Origin of the sequence: Dyella marensis (assembly GCF_049532885.1) — a bacterium.
Classification (GTDB): domain Bacteria; phylum Pseudomonadota; class Gammaproteobacteria; order Xanthomonadales; family Rhodanobacteraceae; genus Dyella_D; species Dyella_D marensis.
The window spans coordinates 593,093-610,417 of the sequence record NZ_CP064029.1 but is presented as its reverse complement, the minus strand read 5'-3'; the positions used below and the strand labels follow the sequence as shown (position 1 = coordinate 610,417).

Here is a 17,325-nt window from a genome sequence, read left to right as displayed (position 1 = left end):
GCCATGAATGTCCGCACCCTGTCGTCGCTCGACCGCCTGCTGGTCGGCCTGGAACGCGCCCTGGAAACCGTGGGTGGCAGCCCCGAAGCCGCCCGCCCCTCGCCTTCCGCCGGTATCGGCGAGGCCGAGCTGGACGACGCCGAGCGCCGCCACGCCGCCGGCCTGATGCGCATCAACCACACCGGCGAGGTCTGCGCGCAGGCGCTGTACGACGGCCAGGCCGCGCTCGCCCGCAGCGAGCAGAACCGCGAGCACCTGCTGCATGCCGCCGCCGAGGAAACCGACCACCTCGCCTGGTGCGCCGAGCGCCTGAAGGAACTGGACAGCCGCCCCAGCCTGCTCAATCCGCTGTGGTACGCCGGCAGCTACGCGATCGGCGCCCTGGCCGCGCTGGCGGGCGATCCGGTGAGCCTGGGCTTCGTGGTGGAAACCGAGCGGCAGGTGGAAGCGCACCTGGAGGAACACCTGGAAACGCTGCCGGCGCAGGACCAGCGCTCGCGCGCCGTGCTCGCACAGATGCAGGAAGACGAAGTGCGCCATGCGGAGCAGGCGAAGGAACGCGGCGGCATCGAGCTGCCATTCCCGCTGCCCGGGCTGATGCATCTGAGTTCGATGGTGATGAAGAAGGTGGCGTACCGGATCTGAGGCCGCCGAAACCCGCAAAAGAAAAACCCGCCTTCCGGCGGGTGCCACGCTCAAAAGAAAAACCCGCCTTCCGGCGGGTGCCACGCTCAAAAGAAAAACCCGCCTTCCGGCGGGTTTTTCATGCACGTCACATCAGGTTGCGCCCGTGGAACAGCTCTTCGATCTCGCGCCGCAACAGCGACTCGATGCGCTGGCGCTCCTTGAACGACAGATCGTCCGCATGCGCCTCGAACAGGTAGGTGTCGAGGTCGAAGTCCTTGATGTGCATCTTCGTGTGGAACATGTTTTCCTGGTACACGTTGACGTCGAACATCTCGTACTTCTGGCGGATGTGCTTGGCCAGGTAGTCCTGCACCGAGTTGATCTTGTGGTCGATGAAGTGCTTCTTGCCCTTCACGTCGCGGGTGAAGCCGCGCACGCGGTAGTCGGCGATCACGATGTCCGACTCGAAGCTGTCGATCAGGTAGTTCAGGGCCTTCAGCGGCGAGATCACGCCGCAGGTGGCCACGTCGATGTCCGCGCGGAAGGTGGCGATGCCGTTGTGCGGATGCGTTTCCGGATAGGTGTGGACGGTGATGTGGCTCTTGTCCATGTGCGCCACCACGGCACCGGAAATGGTGTCGCGGCCGAGCTTCTCCACCACCGGCTCCTCGGAGATGAGGATGGTCACGGACGCACCCTGCGGGTCGTAGTCCTGGCGGGCGATGTTGAGGATGTTGGCGCCGATGATCTCCGCCACGTCCGTGAGGATCTGGGTAAGGCGGTCGGCGTCGTACTGCTCGTCGATGTATTCGATGTAGCGCTGGCGCTGTTCTTCCGACACCGCGTAGCAGATGTCGTAGATGTTGAAGCTCAGGGCCTTGGTCAGGTTGTTGAAGCCCTGCAGGCGCAGGCGCGGGAGGGGTTTCACCACGGCGACTCTCCATGGCCGGGGGGCGGCCAGCAGTAGAGGCGGGTTAGCGACAAGGGTCCCCGCAGAAAAAGAAAAACGACGCGAAGACGTAAGCCTCCGCGACCCTTGTGACCGGGCGGCGACAACGCCGTGACCGAAAGACCGTGAAGTATGCGACAAAATAGGGAGAAACTGAACCTTGGCAGGCTGCGCTGGTTTGCCATAATGCCGCGGGGTCAACAGAAGAACGAACCGAAGTCCAGCCGCCGCCCTCAGGGGCCTGGCGGCTGCCGCCCTCCAAGCTGGGATAGATCGTGGCGCAACTCAAATACCAACTCCAACAAGCTTTTGAACGCTCCCAGGCCCCTGCCAGCTTCGCCCCCGACCCGGCGTCGATGGAGCGCTTCCTGGCCCTTTGCCACCGTCGCCGCTATCCCGGCAAGACGGCGATCATCCGGCCGGGCGACCCGGCCAACACCTTGTATTACATCGTCGACGGCTCGCTGGCGGTCTGCACCGAGGACGAGCAGGGCCGCGAACTGATCCTGGCCTACCTCAGCCGCGGCCAGTTCATCGGCGAAATGGGGCTGTTCGTGGAGCAGGCCCAGCGCGAGTCGATGGTGCGCACCCGCACCCCCTGCGAAATGGCCGAAATCAGCTACGAGCGCCTGTTCCACCTGATGGAAGGCCCGCTGCGCGAGGAATGCCCGAAGATCCTGTTCGCGATCGGTTCCCAGCTCACCCATCGCCTGCTGCGCACCTCCCGCCAGGTCAGCCGCATGGCCTTCATGGACGTGACCAACCGCATCTCCCGCACCCTGCTGGACCTGTGCCAGGAACCGGACGCCATGAGCCACCCGGACGGCACCCAGATCCGCATCTCCCGCCAGGAAGTCAGCCGCATCGTGGGCTGCTCGCGCGAGATGGTGGGCCGCGTGCTCAAGCAGCTGGAGGAGCAGGGCATGATCGACGTGGCCGGCAAGACCATCGTGGTGCGCGGCACCCGCTGAGCGCTCCGCCCCGTCCGATCCCGACGAACCCGGCCCCGGCCGGGTTCGTTCGTTTCAGGGACGGCTCAACCGGCCAGGCGCTCGGCGGGCGCCCGGTAGATCATGTACACGTCGGCCCGCTCGTAATGCGAACCGGCGCGGGTGGACGGCTGCAGCTCGAAACCGGCCTGCTCGTACATGCGCAGGGCCGTGCGCAGCCTGCTGTTGGATTCCAGGAACAGCTCGCGCCCGCCGCGGCGGTGGAATTCGGCGATGGCCGCATCCAGCAGCTTCCGCCCGGCGCCCAGGCCCTGGAAGCTCTCGTCCACGCTCATCTTCGACAGCTCGTACACGCCAGGCGACTCGTGCAGCAGGGCGCAGGTGCCGATGGCCTGCCCGCCCATGCGGGCGAACAGCAGGGCGCCGCCGGGCGCCAGCACATAGCGCTCGGGGTCGCTGAGCATCTGGCGGTCAATCTCCTCCACCCGGAAATAGCGCTCCAGCCACTGCACGTTGAGGCGGTAGAAATCCGCGGCCAGGGCCGGCGCGTAGGGCACGATCTCCAGCGGCTGGGCCAGCAGGGCCGAGTGCTCGGCCAGGATGGCCGGCACGATCGGGCGCTCCTTCAGCGCCTCCTCGCAAGCCGCCAGCGCCGCCAGCAGCCGCTCGCCCTGCTCGCCCAGCGAGGCGGTGACGCCGCGGCGGATCGCCTGCCAGACCGGCCCCAGCGCGCCCAGCGCCTGGCGCGCCTCGCCGGTCAGCACCAGGATGCTGCGGCGGCCGTCCTGCGGGTCGCGCTCGCGGCGGACCATGCCGGCGGCGTCCAGCTTGTCCACCAATTGGCTGACCGCCGAATGGGTCTGGCCGATCGCCGCCGCCACTTCGCCCACGGTGCCGGGGCCGCTCTCCCACAGATAGCGCAGCACCGGGAACCAGCGCGATTCGATGGAGGCGCCGCAGGCGCGGTAGACCTCGTCGGCCGCGGCATAGAACTGGTCGCTGAGCGCCTTCAGGCGGCTGCCGAGCGCCAGCTCGGCGAGGGTGGACAGGTACATGGGGAATGGGACCGGCGGTGATATGTAAGCGCTAACATAATCACTTGGAAGGCCGTCGACAAGGCCTCCCGCCGCGGTCTCAGAACCACTCCACCCGCGTCACCGAACGGCCCAGCACCTTCTCCAGCCGCTTGCACACCTTGGGCGTGCCATTGACCAGCACCGCCTCCCCGGCGCCCTTGAGCATGGGGATATCGGCCAGCGAATCGCTGTAGGCCAGCTGCCATTCGCGCACGCCGTGCGCGGCGAGGCGCTCCAGCTTGCGCCGGCCCACGTTGTGGAATTTCACGCGCATGCCGAACGGTCCCGGCTTGAACTCCGAGGCCAGCAGCTCCAGCCCGTCCAGCCCGAGCTGGTCGAGGATGCCGCGCGCCACCGTGCGCTCGCAGCCGGTCACCACGATCACCCGGTCGCCCGCGGCCTGGTGCCGGCGCAGCGCCTGCAGGCCGTCGCGGTAGAACTGCCTGGGCCGGCGCACCAGCGCGGCGGCGAAGGCCTGCGCCTCGGCGGTGTAGCGGCGCTCGCCGACGCCGAGCAGGCCGATATGCACCAGGCTGCGCACCACCGTGCGCCAGGACAGCGGCCACACCAGCAGCATCCACGGCAGATTGGCGCAGGCCAGCAGCTTGCGCAGCGGCGCGCGCGCGTAGCGCTCTGTGATGAACACGCGGAAGCTGTCGCCCTGGAACAGCACGCCGTCGAAATCGAACAGCACGGTGCGCGGCGCCACGGCCGCGTCGCCCGCCGTCTCCGGCGAGGTGGAGGTTTCCCCTGTCAACGTCGTCGGCCCTACTGCGCGGCGAACAGCCGCTTGAGTTCGGCGCCCGGGTCCTGCGCGCGCATGAACGCTTCGCCGACCAGGAACGCATGGATGCCGGCATCGCGCAGGCGCTCGACGTCGTCGGGCGTGTGGATGCCCGACTCGGCGACCAGGATGCGGTTGTAGTCCATCAGCTCGCGCAGCTCGATCGAGGTATCCAGCGTGGTCTCGAAGGTGCGCAGGTTGCGGTTGTTCACGCCGATCAGGCGCACCGGCAGCGCCTGGGCGCGCTCCAGTTCCTCGGCGTCGTGCACTTCGCACAGCACGTCCATGTCCAGCTCGGCGGCCTGCATCGAAAGATCCTCCAGCTCGGAATCCTCCAGCGCCGCGACGATCAGCAGGATGCAGTCGGCGCCGATCGCACGGGCCTCGTACACCTGGTAGGGATGGATCACGAAATCCTTGCGCAGCACCGGCAGCGAGCAGGCCTCGCGCGCCTGGCGCAGGAACTCCTCGCTGCCCTGGAAGAAGTCCTTGTCGGTCAGCACCGACAGGCAGGCCGCGCCGGCGAGCTCGTAGCTGCGCGCGATCGAGGCCGGGTCGAAGTCGGCGCGGATCACGCCCTTGCTGGGGCTGGCCTTCTTCACTTCGGCGATCACCGCCGGCAGGTCGGCTTCGATCTTGGCCTCGACGGCATCGGCGAACGGACGCGTCTCGGTGGCATCGGCCAGGCGCGCCTTGAGCTCGGCCAGCGGCAGCCGTGCGCTGCGCTCGGCGATCTCCTCCGTCTTGCGCGTCAGGATGCGTTGCAGGATGTCGGTCATGGGTCGGCCTGGATGCGTCAGCGTGGGTCGGGGAAACGCGCGGTGCGCGGCCCAAGGTTACACAAGCTTCGGCCGCGCCGCGCGCGGACCGAATGCCTAGGGCGATTGGCCTACCTTGGGCTTACGACGCTGCCGCAAGCCTTCGGGTGGTAGCCACGAAAGCGTCCATTTTTGCACGAGCCGCGCCGCTGGCAATGGTCGCGCGCGCCAATTCGATACCCGCGGCGATCGAAGTCGCGACATCGGCCGCATACAGCGCCGCGCCGGCATTGAGGCAGACGATGTCGTGCGGCACGCCGCGGCGCCCTTCCAGCGCCTCCAGCAGCATGGCGCGCGACTCGGCCGCGTTCTCCACGCGCAGGTTGCGGCTTGAGGCCATGGCCAGGCCGAAGTCCTCCGGCTCCACCTCGTACTCGCGCACTTCGCCATCGCGCAGCTCGCCGACCAGGGTGGCGGCGCCCAGCGAGATCTCGTCCATGCCGTCGCGGCCCCACACCACCAGCGCATGCCTGGCGCCCAGCTGCTGCAGCACGCGCACCTGGATGCCGACCAGGTCGGGGTGGAACACCCCCATCAGAATATTCTGCGCACCGGCCGGATTGGTCAGCGGCCCCAGGATATTGAACAGGGTGCGCACGCCCATTTCCTTGCGCACCGGCGCCACCACCTTCATGGCCGGATGATGGTTGGGCGCGAACATGAAGCCGATGTCGGTCTCGCCCATGCACTGCGCCACCTGCGCCGGCGGCAGGTCGATCGCCGCGCCGAGCGCCTCGAGCACGTCCGCGCTGCCCGATTTGGACGACACGCTGCGCCCGCCATGCTTGGCCACGCGCGCACCCGCCGCCGCCGCGACGAACATCGACGCGGTGGAGATATTGAAACTGGAGGCGCCGTCGCCGCCGGTGCCGACGATGTCGACGAAATGCGGATGCGGCGCGGCGTCCACCTTCGCCGCCAGCTCGCGCATCACGCGAGCGGCGCCGGTGATCTCGCCGATGGTTTCCTTCTTCACGCGCAGGCCGGTGATGATCGCCGCGGTCATCAGCGGGCTGACTTCGCCGCGCATGATCTGGCGCATCAGCTCGATCATCTCGTCGTGGAAGATCTCGCGGTGCTCGATGGTTCGCTGCAGCGCTTCCTGCGGGGTGATGGTGATGCTGCGCCCGGCACCGTTCATGCGGCGAGCTTCAGCGGCAGGCCGAGGAAGTTGCGCAGCAGGTCGTGGCCGTGCTGGGTAAGGATGGATTCGGGGTGGAACTGCACGCCCTCGATCTGCAGGGTCTTGTGGCGCAGGCCCATGATCTCGTCGATCGAACCGTCCGCATGCTCGGTCCAGGCGGTGACTTCCAGGCAGTCCGGCAGCGAGCCCTGCTCCACCACCAGCGAGTGGTAGCGCGTGGCCTCGAACGGGTCCGGCAGCCCGGCGAACACGCCGCGGCCGCGATGGCGCACCGGCGAGGTCTTGCCGTGCATGATCTGCTTGGCGCGGATCACCTTGCCGCCGAAGGCCTGGCCGATGGCCTGGTGCCCAAGGCATACCCCGAACACCGGCACTTCCCCCGCCAGCTGCCGCAGCACGTCCAGCGACACGCCCGCGTCGTCCGGCGTGCCCGGGCCGGGCGAGATCATGATGTGCGAGGGCCGCAGCGCGCGGATGCCGGCCACGTCGAGAGCGTCGTTGCGCACCACCTTCACTTCCTGTCCCAGCTCGCCCAGGTACTGGACGAGGTTGAAGGTGAAGCTGTCGTAGTTGTCGATCATCAGCAACATAAACAGTATAAATCCATGATTTATTTGGTGATATGGCAGCCATCGTGCCGTTTCGTACCCGCTTTCATACCCGCTTATTGGTGCGCTGAGCGGCTGCAGAAAGCGATGCAGTGCAACAGAATAGCCTGCCACGGCCCGTTGCGGCGGCGGCTAAACTTGGATCTAGGTGACTGCGCTAAGGGTGATAGAAGATGGCACGCGCATCTAAAAAGAAGCAGGACCAGTACATGGCTAGCGTTGAGCTGCAAATGATTGCCTCAATCTCCCTGACCGAAGCGGAGCGCGCCGAGTTGAAAATCTGGGAGAAGGAGCACGTCACAGGAGATGGCCAGTTCGCAACGTCCGATTGGCCGGGCTGGGCGGTCGCGTACAAGCGCGTCGCGCACTGAGATAAAGACGACCGCCAGCTTGAGCAGCCCAGCATGGAGCTTAGGCTAGGCCGCTGGGTACTAGGATGGCCGCCAGCCCCTTCCGCACTACCGTGGGCACCCCTGCGGGGTATGGCACTTCGCCGCAGTGAATGATCGGGCCACCTATCTGAATCTATCGAACGATCAGGTAAGGTCAGCCGAACGGATTATGTCGGTTTCACGGACTGACCGGGACGCCAACCAAGGCATTGATATATAAAGATTTTCTCTTTAGGACGAAGGGGGATGCTGAATGTTGTGGATTGAGAATTCCATCGTTGCACCCATATATCTTGGAAGATATAGTGGCGCACCTTAAGATAAGTTCGGAGGTCGTAGAGGATCTTCGAGCCATCGCGCAATCAGGCGAAGTCTCAGCCCGAAGCGTTGTCACAAAAGTGGCTGCTTTACTGCGTGAAGCTCAGGATGATCCTTCACTTGCTGACCGCTTTATCGTCCATGGAGATGCGTCATCGACAGCTTCCAACTTGGATTTCAATGTCGATTCTTATCGCACGCTGCAGGACCAGGGCATTGACGCATGGCGTCTAAAAATTCTCGACCTCACACGGGTCGGACTTCAGTACCGAATCATCTATGCCTGGTTTCCCCAGGCAGAGACCATCATCGTTCTAGCAGTCATACATCGGAGCGTTGGATATGACGACCCTGGGCACCCAACCACGCAACGGATTATCGCCCGCTACCAGTCTCTCCGTGAAGATGGCTGGGAGTAATCATGCCGCCGTGTCGTCGGTTTGCGAGTTGATCATCGCTCGCGCTGTGCACTTGAGCGGCCGCATCCGAGAGAAGGATGGATTCGTCTCGGGTGATGATCTTATGGCATCACTCGGCGTCACCGAAGATGAGCAGTCGGAAGCGACGCAGTGGGTGCATGAACAGCTCTATGCCAATGCCCCCGTAACGTTACGAACTCTTCGACTGGCAAAAGGGTTGTCACAAACACGCATGGCTCAGCTGATGAATTCTACCCAGCCCTATATTTCAAGGATTGAGTCTGGGGCTGAGAATATTACGTGGGACATCGGAAGGCGCCTAGCGTCAGTGCTTGACGTTGATATGAATACGATCGACACGGCGCTTAGCAACCAACATGGTCGGTGAGTGAGATGTCCGTTGATACACGATCGGTCTATGCAACATTCTGCGATGACATCAGGTTTGAGGCGGGCAACAAGATCTCTCTCATTGGCGTTTATGACAATGAGATGCTTGTACAAAATATCCCTACCCTTCTTCCCAAACTAGGCATCGTGGTCGTCACCATAGCGCCAATCTCGAAACCAATTCATCGATTGAGAATTGAAGTTCGATTTGAAGATCAAGTTCTTGATGCCGCTGAAGCCGATTTGTCGCCGGGAGTTGGAGAAAAATTGGCTACGCACAATGAGGATGGCCTCCCATTTCGCGGCCGGATGAATAAAGCCGTCTTTCTCTTCAGCCCGTTGCCTGTGACCAAGAAAGGGGTCATTCGTGTTCATGCGTTTGCGGACGGAGAAGAATTGCTTTCGAACGGCCTATTTGTTCGTCAGGCAGCTCTCCAGTCACCCCAGGATCCGGCAGTTTCGAAAGCCTGAAGGACTTCAGGCAACAGAATAGCGTCGTCGGTGCCAGGGCACGAGGCGATGTTGGAGAGGATCGAGGAATTGGCGACACACCACCCATCGCATGGACGTCCCATGTTGAACGGGAAAGTAGGGACTGGGGCACCAGGTAAAAACACTGGTGCTTCCCGCGGCGCTTTCAGACTTCCACAGCCGCCGTCACATAGGAACTGCCCTGGTCGTTCTCGATGATCTTTACCGACCTAGTTTCGGACATCGTGATCGTAAGTGCGTGATGCAGAGTTAAGACGTAATCCTGCAGCTTTTGGTCACCCTCAAGGTCCACAATCCTAAGGCCCGCTGCCTTAGCCTTGGTTGGATTGATATGGCGAGCATGGTTCTTTGAGGTGGCCTGCTTACCAAGCAGGTCCGAGATAGCCTCGATCTTTGGGTTTCGCTCCGCCTCGCTGAGATCTGCGAACATGCAATTGGCCAAATAGGTCCGTAAAAGATCATCCGACCAATTGATTGCGTGTTCGCAATTGGTGATCAGCGTGGGCCAATACTTTTGAATGACCTGGTTCCACATCGGAATCGATGCGGGATTCTTGGTCGTCTCGTCAACGGCGCGCTTGAATTCTTCGATGACGCCCTGTGCGGCCCAGTGACCGATCTGCGGATCCACAGGTCCGAGACTCGATTGCCTTCCCATAACAATGTCGCGGCACGATACCGCCATCAGCGTCCCGCCAGACATGGCAAGCTGCGGCACGATTGCCCTGATATTTCCGTCGTAAAGCGAATGGAGGTAGTCGATGATAGATTCCGTCGCCGCCACATCGCCGCCCGGCGTGTGCAAAACAAGGTCCAAACCTTTGGAACGGTCGACCCCGTGCGAGCAGGACATCAACCCAGTCTTGTCAGCGTCGCTGATCGCGAAATCGACACCTGGCATGCGGCGGCCCTTTTGGAGCCACCCGGAATAGTAAACAAGCACATTACGACCAGTATGGCCGGAAAGCTTCTTAAGCCACTTGTGCCGCAGCCGGTCGTGCGGGCCTTGCGAGTTGTTCCGAAGCTCAGCGAGCGTCTTGCTCCAATTTGGCATCCGTGCCCCCCAGCATAGATTGGCCTGTTCCATCCGACAGTACGGTGCGATAGGACACTACCTTGCCGTCGCGCCGATCACCCTCGCCCTCGTACTGATACTCGTTTAGCTGTTCCTCTCGCTCGCGCTGCTTAGGGTCCAGCCCCATGCGCTCAAACATTGCGTAGATATCAGCCTCGTTCATCAGTGCACCATCCTTTTGACGTCCGCAACGAGAGTTGGGTACGGAAACGGGCCGCAACCACCCCCTAGCTGCGTGCCCGTTCGTGGAACACTCATGTTCCACGGCGCGTTTGTACATCAAGGTTATTAACGTCGCCACAAGAATTTTGTGAACGTAGCGACAGCCGCATTTTAACGGCGCACAATATAACCAATTGATTTTTAGAGTATAGGCACTGGAGCATCGGGTGCGTCAGTTAGCCGCACCATGACTTACGATCTAGCCACGCGGCCCGGCTCGACTCGGTAGGCCATGGCAAAGCGAATCTCGACATCCCTGGGCGCCCTTCCCTCGACTTGGCAGGTGTAAAGCAGTCCCCGAAGGCGGGCGTTGCAACGCTCCTGCCAATTAAGCGAATCGAAGGTCTCGTCGAGTTCGCGGCGCAGCTCAGCCACCTGTTCGGCCAGCGGCGCTCGATCGAGCGCAAAAACGTGAGGTTGCGTGTGGTCGGCCGCCGCCGTATCCTCGTGCATGTGGTTGATTCCTTTGTCGGGTCACTACGTTCCAGAAAGCCCCGGTGCCGCAAACACCGGGGCTTTCGCTTTTCTGGCCAGCCGTCACCAGCTTGACCAGTCCTGCCTTCGTTTGGAAGGCCGTAACAAGGGCTTTTCCAGGCCCTCAAAATCCGTCTTACCACCAGCCTACCGTCGCGCAAGCCCCGCCTACCGGCGAAAGGGTCCACTTATTCCGCGGGTTTTCTCCCCTGCCCTACGGTGGCCGCTTCGACGGCACCGGGCCGCGCTCATCGAGCTTGCGCGATCGCTCCAAGCGTTCGCTGATCTCTTGGGCAAGGCTGTGGCCGTTGTCGACGGCCTGGTGCTTGAGGTATTGCTTAAGGTCTTCGTCCAGCTTGATCTTCGTCCAGCTGGGCGCGTTCGTGCTGGGCATGGCCGCTTCTCCGAGGGACCATATTGGTCCGTTACGAACCATGGGACCACTTTGGTCCGTTGGTGTCAAGGACCACTCTGGTCCAACATATCGGGTATGGCCGATGAGACATCCCTAACCCAGTTCAAGCTTCGGCTGCCCGCGCTGCTCAAAGAGCGGCTGGAGATCGCGGCCGCCGAAAATGCCCGCTCCATAACCGCGGAGATCGTCCAGCGGCTGGAAGACAGCTTCCCGAGCATCGAAACGGCCCTTATGCATAACCGTCGGGAGGAGTTGCGGCGCCTCGAAATGGAAATAGCCATGACCAGAGAACGGGTCATGTACCTCCGATCGAGGCTGGTGACGATCACGGGAGATCGTGATCCGACTGCCGCGGTCCAGTTGAGGGAGCTGGAAGAGCAGCTTGAAGTGTTCCAGATGCTTGAGAACGAATCGGCACGCGCGCTCGCCTTGCTGGAAAAGCGCCTACAGTCGAAGAAAACGCACTCCGCTTGATCTCGCCTTGATTGTTCTCGATTACAGCAGATCAGCCAGCGAGGTCACCTGACCGGCGCACGCCACCGCAGCGATCGCCTGTCGAATGCTGATGTTGGCCAGGAAGTTGGCGTCCCAGCGCATCATCGACATCGTTTCGCCGGGCTGGCCATCGGGCACGGCAACCTGCGTGGTGGGTTCACCCAGCACGGCGAGGACATGCTCCTTCGTGAGTGCGTCGGCACCATAGTCCTGGATGTCCTTCTGCACGCTGGCAGTCCGGACCTCGATCACGATTTCCTTGCCGGCCACGCACAACTTGGTGCTGCCGTCGGCATTGATGAGGCGGGCCGAGGTGTAGAACGCCAGGCCCGCGTTGTTTTCCTGCCACGTACGCTCGACGTAGACCGCCACGAACTCGCCGGTGTCGAGCTGCACGGCCACCTCGCTGGGATAGAGACCGGGGGCTGCGATATCGTCGTTGTTGGGATCACGCAGCTGTGGCTGTGGGGAAACCTTCGTATAGCTCATGCTGCCCTCTCAGGGTTTCAGGTTGTGGTGGCCGATGTAGCGACCGCGCGTGCGTCCGGCGAGGAACACGCTGTTCTCGCAGGTGATGTGGATGACCTCGCGCTCGCCGATGTCCTCGACCGCGGCGACGCGCTCGTGGCGGTGATCGCCGAAATCGCTGACGGGGATCAGTCGGCCGGCCAGGTCAGGCGCCAGCACCAACGATTCATCGCTGCAGAGAATCGGCGCTGTGGTGGAGCAGTCCAGCGAGATACCGCTCTCGGTGATGATGCGCACGCACGGCGCCAGCTTCCGCACTGCGTAGGTCACGCGTCCCGCGCGGCGGCGGAACGTGGCGGCGTCCACCACCAGCTCCAGCAGGTCGTCCACCGCAATCGCGCCGGCCTCGCCGTGGCCCGGTAGCCACGAATCGACGGTGACGCATGCGCCGCCGCCGGAGCCGCCACCGGTGCCGCTGGTGGGAAACACCACCGTCGCAGTACCCAGCAGCAGGCGGTTGTTGTTCGCCATCGCAGTGATGTTGTTGGTAGTGGCCTGCAGGGTCTGGCTTCCACCCGTGAGGTTCGGATCGTCGTAGTACAGGTAGAACTTCACCGTGGCGCCAGCCGAGCCGGTGACGCCGACGGCGGATGCGTTGTACGAGATCGTGTCATTGCCCGCCTGCAGCGTGGCCGCGGTGGCGGTGATGGTCGCCGTAGTGGGCGTTGCGTTGTAGCCGAACGACAGGCCGATCCAGCCGCTGCCATAGTTCCCGAACGACACGGTGGGCAGGTTGCGCTGCGTGCTCAGCGTGCCCTTCACCTCGGTGGCCAGGCTGCGCAAGCGCGACAGCCGCACGCCGTCGAACGCCGACTGCGAGCCGGCCGGGCCGTTGTTCTGCAGATAGAGGCGGAACGAGATCGAGCCCGCCGGAGCCGTCACCTGCTGCTGGTAGGTGTTCCAGCTGCCGGACGTCGTCGACGGGCCACCCGAGCCGACCACGGTGCCGTTCTTGTCGAAGAACACCAGCTGCGCATACGTGGGGCCGGTGTTGATCCAGTTCACCATAGCCGCCGAGATCAGGAACACGTCGCCCGGGCTGCATGGATACACGCGGTTGCTGACCGCCGCACCGTACTGCTGCGACGTGGTCACTGCGAGGCTCTGATTGCCGGCGAAGGCAGCACCGGCGGTGGCATACGAGAGATTGGCGCTGCCGCCCGTCCACCCCGGCACCGGAGTCGAGGACGTGCTGGCCTCGAAGTCGGCGTTGTCCACCAGCTCGGCGACGGACGACTGGATGCCGCGCGTGTAGACCGAGCTATCGGGCACCTCATCCAGGCTGCTGGGCTGGATGTTGATCGTAGCCCCGCAGTAGGTGAAATAACCCGTGGTGTGCGACACGGCCGCCAGCTCGCACACGGCGTAGACCGCGTTCGCCGGCGCCGTCGCCACCACCTTGGTCACGCACTGCGTGTAGGTGCCCGTGCCGGCCGAACCGCAACGCGGGTAAGCGGTGCTGCCATCCGGCACCGAGGTCGACAGCTCGGCATTGTTGATGTCGCGCCAGGAAATCCGGGCGTAAGCCAGCGCGCCAGCATTCGGCGCGCCGATCGCCTTCACGCAGCACGTAGCCACCACCTGCTGACCTGGTCGAACGTTGATGTGGAAGCTGTTGCGCAGGTTGTCCGTTGCCGTCGACCCGGCCATGGCCGTGCTGCCGGCGTGCACAACGTAGGTGTTGAAGGTCGGGTCAGGGTTGTTGCCCGTGCCCGTCTCCCAGTACCAGCCCGGCGAATGATCCGGCGTCCACTTGGACAGATCCTTCTGGAAGTACGGATTGCCGACATTGATGCCGGTCTGCTGGCCGGTGACGTCGGCGCCATCCGCCGAGGTCTTGCCGCGGCCACTGACGATCGGCGAATAGGCACCCGTGACGCCGGCGAAGTTGATCGCCCGAACCTTGTACCAGCGCACCACGCCGTCGGTGATGCCGTCGGTGTAGCTGAGCGTGCGCGCGCGGTTGAGCAGCGCATAGGTGCCGCCGCTGGTATCACTGCGCCATACCTCATACTCCACGCCGGCGGGCGGCGTGGTGGACGTGGTCCAGGTGAGCAGGACGCCATCGGAAACCGACTGGGCGGCCAGCGTGGCCACCGCCGGCGGCGCCGACGAGTTGGGCACGCTGTAGCCGCTCGGCACCCATACCGATTTCGCGCCGCACGCCGACACGGCGCGCACCTCGAAGTCGTAGCTCTTCGAGCGATCGAGGCCGGTCACCACCAGCTCGGACGTCACCGACGCCGTGGTGACCTTGCTCCACTGCAGCGTGCCCGTCTCGCGCCAGCGGATTTCGTATTGGACGGGGGCGGATGCGGCCATTACTCAACCTCGGCGGCGCGTTTGTTGTGGTGGAGGATGTAGCGGCCCGGCTCAGCGCCAGCCCAAAAACAACCGTCGCTGACGGTGATGTGCTGCACGACCTGCATGCCGATGCCGCGCAGGCTGGCCACGGCCTCCCAGCGCATGCCGTTGCCGTCCTGCACCGCGACCTGGCGGCCGGCCAGCCTGGGCGCCAGCACCACGCCGTCGGGCGTCGGGATCGGCGCCGACGTCGAGCAGCGCAGCACCGCGCCCGAGCTGGTGACGATCTCGACGCAGGGCTGCAGCTTCGGTTCGCTGTACGTCACCCGGTCGGTGCGGTCGGCCAGCGTCACCTGGTCGGCCATCTGCAGGTAATCGCCCACGGCTACCTCGCCGGCCCGGCGCATGTCCGGCAGCAGCGAGTCGACCACCACGCAGCCGCCGGCGGCGATCGGCACGCGGTAGATGCCCGGCGCCGGCGCGCCCGAGACGCCCGGGCTGGCCTGGACCACGCCGGCATCGTCCGCGGCGCTGTCGCCGGCCCGGATGGTCACGACCGGCGGATCCGGCGGTGCGCACCAGGACACGCCGGTGATGTCGCTCACGAAGGGCGGCGGCGTGCCGGCGTCGGCCGTCAGCACGTCCGGCGCGGCGTCGATGCATACCAGCTGCGCCGTCAGGTCGTTCGACGGCAGTACCGACTTCACGACCAGCTCGGCCACCGTCCTGTTCACCTCGCCCAGCACGAACAGGTCGCCCGGCGAGCCCGCCGGCGTGCTGCCGAGTGTCAGCGAGATCCAGGTGCCCGCCCCGTTGGTCACGTTGGCGGTTGATTCGGTGCCATTGGCGCCGCGGATACGTACCTGATAGCTCTTGCCCGACTCCAGGGTCACCGGGCCATCCAGGGTGATGCTGCTGCCGCCCAGCGCCTTCACGCGGCCCCAGGCCGTGCCCCAGGCGATGATGTCGTGCGCGACGTGCACCAGGTCGCCGCGCTCGCACACCATGTGCTCGATGTCGGCGTTGAAGGTGTACGTGGTCGGCCGCTTCCAGATCACCGCCAGGTGATAGCGCCCGAGGCGCCACGCGGCGTCCGGGTCGATCACCATCCGCAGGTCCAGCTCTTCGAACCGCGTGGCGTTGGTGGCGTCGTAGCCGTCCCAGTAGACGACGCGGACGTCCTGCTGCCAGCTCGCCTCCGGGTTGGTGAACTTCACCCGCAGCGCATGCGGCGGATTACTGAACACGCGGGCATAGCTGAAGCCGTAGCTGTTCACCGGCGTGAACATCTGCACCGGCACGGTCTGCGACAGGTCGCGCACGCCGCTGTACCGGCCATTGCGCAGCCCGAAGCTGGCCCGGCCGGCGGCCAGCACGTCGCGCACCACATCGCCGAACGCGCGGGAGCTGTCCATCACGAACCCGATCTGCAGCCCCTTCGTGTCGCACTCGCTCGCCCAGTCGGCAATGCCATCCAGGTCCAGCCGCGAGTCCGGCAACCGGCGCATGACGGCCGGGCATCGCGTCATCAGCCAGGCATAGATCCACGCCGGGTTGTTGGTGGCCACGTCGGGCAACCACGCCTGCGCGCCCTTGTCCCACCGCGGAATCTTCTGCGAGGCCAGCACGGACAGGTTCTGCACCACGCCCTGCAGCTGGTCGGTGGCCTTGATGCGCACGGCCAGTTTCAGCGTGCCGGTAGTGCTGGGCAGCTGCGGGTTGATCGAGCGCAGCACCGACCAGGCGGCCGCGCTCTGCGCGAACTGGACGCCGGTAAAGGCCGTCGTGCCGCGGGTGACCTTGACGTCATACTGGCCGCTGGGCACCGTCCACCGAATGCCCGTGCGCAGCGTCTGCTTGGCAGAGCTGGAAATGTTGAAGGTCGAGCCGCCATTCGTCAGGCCGCCGGTTAGGCTGAGCCCCGTAGCGCCATTGGCATTCGTCCAGGTGCCCGATCCGACCGCCCGGTACTGCACCGTGAAGCTGGTCGACCCGCTGACGGTGCGGTTCTTGTTGTCGATGCCGTAGAAGCCGCCACTGAACACGATGTCGAGCGAGATTTCCGTGGTACCGGCCTGCGTCGTGCGCGTGTCGGTGTCGCCGCTGTTATTCAGCGGCGTTCCCACCGAGGCCTCGAAAATGTCCTGCGAGAACAACGTGGGCGTGGTGCTGATCTGCCACTCGACGTCGTCATAGTTCTCGATCGGCGTCGAGCCGATTTGGATATCCGAAACATCGAGGTCGCCATAGCCCAAGTCCAGCAGCATGCGCAGATACTGGTCGTTGCCGCTGATCTCGGTATAGGGCAGCGCGGCGTGTGGCGGGAACATCCGGTAGGAGCCGACAACGCACGGGATCACGTTGTATGGCGCGGCCTGGTTGCTCGTGCCTGTGATCGTCGCCAGCTGGTTGAACGGATCGCCACCACCGCCGGAGGCCTTTTGCGAGGGCGGCGGAATCAGTGCATTGATAAGCAGCGAGCCGACAGCCATGACGATGCCGGCACCGACTGCCGCTGAAACGCCTATGGTCGCGCCGAGCCACGTACCCACAGGACCTGCAACAGCGGTCAACGCGACGATGGCAGCAATGCGAAGGATTTTTCCGCCGTTCCCGCCTTGTGGAAACACCACGACATGCACGTACTGACCGGCGCGCGGCTTCACCTTCGCCCACATCGCGCGAGGCACTGGATAACCGCCGATCTGCACTTCGCAGGCATGGCTGGCGAACTCGCCAAGCATTTCGGAAATCGACTGGCCAGCTTGGAACTGGGCAAAGACGCGCTCATCGCCGTTCATCACGTTCGGCTGCGCAACAACGGTGCATTCGTAGGTCATGATCG

General features: G+C 64.2%; 19 protein-coding genes. 6 read left to right on the top strand and 13 right to left on the bottom strand.

All coding sequences use genetic code 11. From position 1 onward, the window contains the following. The first annotated feature begins 3 nt into the window (after positions 1-3). Positions 4-645, top strand: coding sequence for a 2-polyprenyl-3-methyl-6-methoxy-1,4-benzoquinone monooxygenase (coq7, locus tag ISN75_RS02655; RefSeq protein WP_343819483.1), 642 nt, complete (start codon positions 4-6; stop codon positions 643-645). 127 nt (positions 646-772) lie between these two features. Here coq7 and speD read toward each other — a convergent pair whose 3' ends face one another. Beyond that, entirely contained in the window at positions 773-1,558 is a 786-nt protein-coding gene (gene speD, locus ISN75_RS02650; protein ID WP_026633844.1) for an adenosylmethionine decarboxylase, read from the bottom strand. A 374-nt stretch (positions 1,559-1,932) separates the two neighbouring features. On the opposite strand from speD, the gene crp reads away from it, so the two are divergent. Continuing rightward, positions 1,933-2,547, top strand: a complete 615-nt coding sequence (crp, locus tag ISN75_RS02645; RefSeq protein WP_208399577.1) for a cAMP-activated global transcriptional regulator CRP — start codon at positions 1,933-1,935, stop codon at positions 2,545-2,547. A gap of 65 nt (positions 2,548-2,612) precedes the next feature. Here crp and ISN75_RS02640 read toward each other — a convergent pair whose 3' ends face one another. From ISN75_RS02640 to ISN75_RS02620, 5 genes are all read right to left on the bottom strand, one after another. Beyond that, on the bottom strand, positions 2,613-3,581 hold the full coding sequence (locus ISN75_RS02640; protein ID WP_343819486.1) for a helix-turn-helix domain-containing GNAT family N-acetyltransferase: 969 nt from the start codon (positions 3,579-3,581) through the stop codon (positions 2,613-2,615). A 79-nt stretch (positions 3,582-3,660) separates the two neighbouring features. Beyond that, positions 3,661-4,359 carry an HAD family hydrolase gene (locus ISN75_RS02635; RefSeq protein ID WP_168649284.1) on the bottom strand — a complete coding sequence of 233 codons (699 nt, stop codon included), beginning with the start codon at positions 4,357-4,359 and terminating at the stop codon, positions 3,661-3,663. 11 nt (positions 4,360-4,370) lie between these two features. Beyond that, positions 4,371-5,165, bottom strand: coding sequence for an indole-3-glycerol phosphate synthase TrpC (gene trpC / locus ISN75_RS02630; protein WP_167252609.1), 795 nt, complete (start codon positions 5,163-5,165; stop codon positions 4,371-4,373). Between the two features lie 121 nt (positions 5,166-5,286). Beyond that, entirely contained in the window at positions 5,287-6,345 is a 1,059-nt protein-coding gene (trpD, locus tag ISN75_RS02625; RefSeq protein ID WP_208399578.1) for an anthranilate phosphoribosyltransferase, read from the bottom strand. Further along, positions 6,342-6,938 (bottom strand): aminodeoxychorismate/anthranilate synthase component II, encoded by a 597-nt coding sequence (locus ISN75_RS02620; RefSeq protein WP_343819489.1) that lies wholly within the window; start codon positions 6,936-6,938, stop codon positions 6,342-6,344. The genes trpD and ISN75_RS02620 overlap by 4 nt, the downstream gene beginning before the upstream one ends. A gap of 191 nt (positions 6,939-7,129) precedes the next feature. Here ISN75_RS02620 and ISN75_RS02615 point away from each other — a divergent pair, with 191 nt between their 5' ends. From ISN75_RS02615 to ISN75_RS02605, 3 genes are all read left to right on the top strand, one after another. Further along, positions 7,130-7,327, top strand: coding sequence for a hypothetical protein (locus tag ISN75_RS02615; protein ID WP_343819491.1), 198 nt, complete (start codon positions 7,130-7,132; stop codon positions 7,325-7,327). A 681-nt stretch (positions 7,328-8,008) separates the two neighbouring features. After that, positions 8,009-8,473: a helix-turn-helix transcriptional regulator gene (locus ISN75_RS02610; RefSeq protein ID WP_343819492.1), complete on the top strand. Its 465-nt coding sequence runs from the start codon at positions 8,009-8,011 to the stop codon at positions 8,471-8,473. 5 nt (positions 8,474-8,478) lie between these two features. Continuing rightward, positions 8,479-8,946 (top strand): DUF6941 family protein, encoded by a 468-nt coding sequence (locus ISN75_RS02605; RefSeq protein ID WP_343819493.1) that lies wholly within the window; start codon positions 8,479-8,481, stop codon positions 8,944-8,946. Between the two features lie 166 nt (positions 8,947-9,112). Here the strand turns inward: ISN75_RS02605 and ISN75_RS02600 are convergent, their stop codons facing one another. From ISN75_RS02600 to ISN75_RS02585, 4 genes are all read right to left on the bottom strand, one after another. Next, positions 9,113-9,868 (bottom strand): SDH family Clp fold serine proteinase, encoded by a 756-nt coding sequence (locus tag ISN75_RS02600; protein WP_343819495.1) that lies wholly within the window; start codon positions 9,866-9,868, stop codon positions 9,113-9,115. Between the two features lie 124 nt (positions 9,869-9,992). Beyond that, positions 9,993-10,205, bottom strand: a complete 213-nt coding sequence (locus tag ISN75_RS02595) for a hypothetical protein (protein ID WP_343819496.1) — start codon at positions 10,203-10,205, stop codon at positions 9,993-9,995. Positions 10,206-10,456: 251 nt separating this feature from the next. Then, complete coding sequence (locus tag ISN75_RS02590) at positions 10,457-10,717, bottom strand: hypothetical protein (RefSeq protein ID WP_343819498.1); 261 nt, start codon at positions 10,715-10,717, stop codon at positions 10,457-10,459. A gap of 235 nt (positions 10,718-10,952) precedes the next feature. Beyond that, positions 10,953-11,132 carry a hypothetical protein gene (locus ISN75_RS02585; protein ID WP_343819500.1) on the bottom strand — a complete coding sequence of 60 codons (180 nt, stop codon included), beginning with the start codon at positions 11,130-11,132 and terminating at the stop codon, positions 10,953-10,955. Between the two features lie 96 nt (positions 11,133-11,228). Here ISN75_RS02585 and ISN75_RS02580 point away from each other — a divergent pair, with 96 nt between their 5' ends. Continuing rightward, the gene (locus tag ISN75_RS02580; RefSeq protein ID WP_343819501.1) at positions 11,229-11,627 is read left to right on the top strand and encodes an Arc family DNA-binding protein; all 399 of its coding nucleotides are present in this window, start codon (positions 11,229-11,231) and stop codon (positions 11,625-11,627) included. A 21-nt stretch (positions 11,628-11,648) separates the two neighbouring features. Here ISN75_RS02580 and ISN75_RS02575 read toward each other — a convergent pair whose 3' ends face one another. From ISN75_RS02575 to ISN75_RS02565, 3 genes are read right to left on the bottom strand one after another with little or no spacing between them, the layout of a single operon-like run. Beyond that, positions 11,649-12,137, bottom strand: coding sequence for a hypothetical protein (locus ISN75_RS02575; RefSeq protein WP_343819502.1), 489 nt, complete (start codon positions 12,135-12,137; stop codon positions 11,649-11,651). Between the two features lie 9 nt (positions 12,138-12,146). Continuing rightward, positions 12,147-14,498: a fibronectin type III domain-containing protein gene (locus ISN75_RS02570; protein ID WP_343819504.1), complete on the bottom strand. Its 2,352-nt coding sequence runs from the start codon at positions 14,496-14,498 to the stop codon at positions 12,147-12,149. Further along, entirely contained in the window at positions 14,498-17,320 is a 2,823-nt protein-coding gene (locus tag ISN75_RS02565) for a host specificity factor TipJ family phage tail protein (RefSeq protein ID WP_343819506.1), read from the bottom strand. Before ISN75_RS02565 ends, ISN75_RS02570 begins: the two co-directional genes overlap by 1 nt. Positions 17,321-17,325: the final 5 nt, after the last annotated feature.

Excerpts from the sequence above, each read along its gene's own strand:
- ISN75_RS02580 (WP_343819501.1), top strand. The coding sequence starts at position 11,229 with ATGGCCGATGAGACATCCCTAACCCAGTTCAAGCTTCGGCTGCCCGCG.
- ISN75_RS02615 (WP_343819491.1), top strand. The coding sequence starts at position 7,130 with ATGGCACGCGCATCTAAAAAGAAGCAGGACCAGTACATGGCTAGCGTT.
- ISN75_RS02605 (WP_343819493.1), top strand. The coding sequence starts at position 8,479 with ATGTCCGTTGATACACGATCGGTCTATGCAACATTCTGCGATGACATC.
- ISN75_RS02640 (WP_343819486.1), bottom strand. The coding sequence starts at position 3,581 with ATGTACCTGTCCACCCTCGCCGAGCTGGCGCTCGGCAGCCGCCTGAAG.
- ISN75_RS02595 (WP_343819496.1), bottom strand. The coding sequence starts at position 10,205 with ATGAACGAGGCTGATATCTACGCAATGTTTGAGCGCATGGGGCTGGAC.
- ISN75_RS02610 (WP_343819492.1), top strand. The coding sequence starts at position 8,009 with ATGACGACCCTGGGCACCCAACCACGCAACGGATTATCGCCCGCTACC.
- ISN75_RS02570 (WP_343819504.1), bottom strand. The coding sequence starts at position 14,498 with ATGGCCGCATCCGCCCCCGTCCAATACGAAATCCGCTGGCGCGAGACG.
- ISN75_RS02565 (WP_343819506.1), bottom strand. The coding sequence starts at position 17,320 with ATGACCTACGAATGCACCGTTGTTGCGCAGCCGAACGTGATGAACGGC.
- ISN75_RS02585 (WP_343819500.1), bottom strand. The coding sequence starts at position 11,132 with ATGCCCAGCACGAACGCGCCCAGCTGGACGAAGATCAAGCTGGACGAA.
- ISN75_RS02620 (WP_343819489.1), bottom strand. The coding sequence starts at position 6,938 with ATGTTGCTGATGATCGACAACTACGACAGCTTCACCTTCAACCTCGTC.
- trpC (WP_167252609.1), bottom strand. The coding sequence starts at position 5,165 with ATGACCGACATCCTGCAACGCATCCTGACGCGCAAGACGGAGGAGATC.
- trpD (WP_208399578.1), bottom strand. The coding sequence starts at position 6,345 with ATGAACGGTGCCGGGCGCAGCATCACCATCACCCCGCAGGAAGCGCTG.
- ISN75_RS02600 (WP_343819495.1), bottom strand. The coding sequence starts at position 9,868 with ATGCCAGGTGTCGATTTCGCGATCAGCGACGCTGACAAGACTGGGTTG.
- coq7 (WP_343819483.1), top strand. The coding sequence starts at position 4 with ATGAATGTCCGCACCCTGTCGTCGCTCGACCGCCTGCTGGTCGGCCTG.
- ISN75_RS02575 (WP_343819502.1), bottom strand. The coding sequence starts at position 12,137 with ATGAGCTATACGAAGGTTTCCCCACAGCCACAGCTGCGTGATCCCAAC.
- crp (WP_208399577.1), top strand. The coding sequence starts at position 1,933 with ATGGAGCGCTTCCTGGCCCTTTGCCACCGTCGCCGCTATCCCGGCAAG.
- ISN75_RS02590 (WP_343819498.1), bottom strand. The coding sequence starts at position 10,717 with ATGCACGAGGATACGGCGGCGGCCGACCACACGCAACCTCACGTTTTT.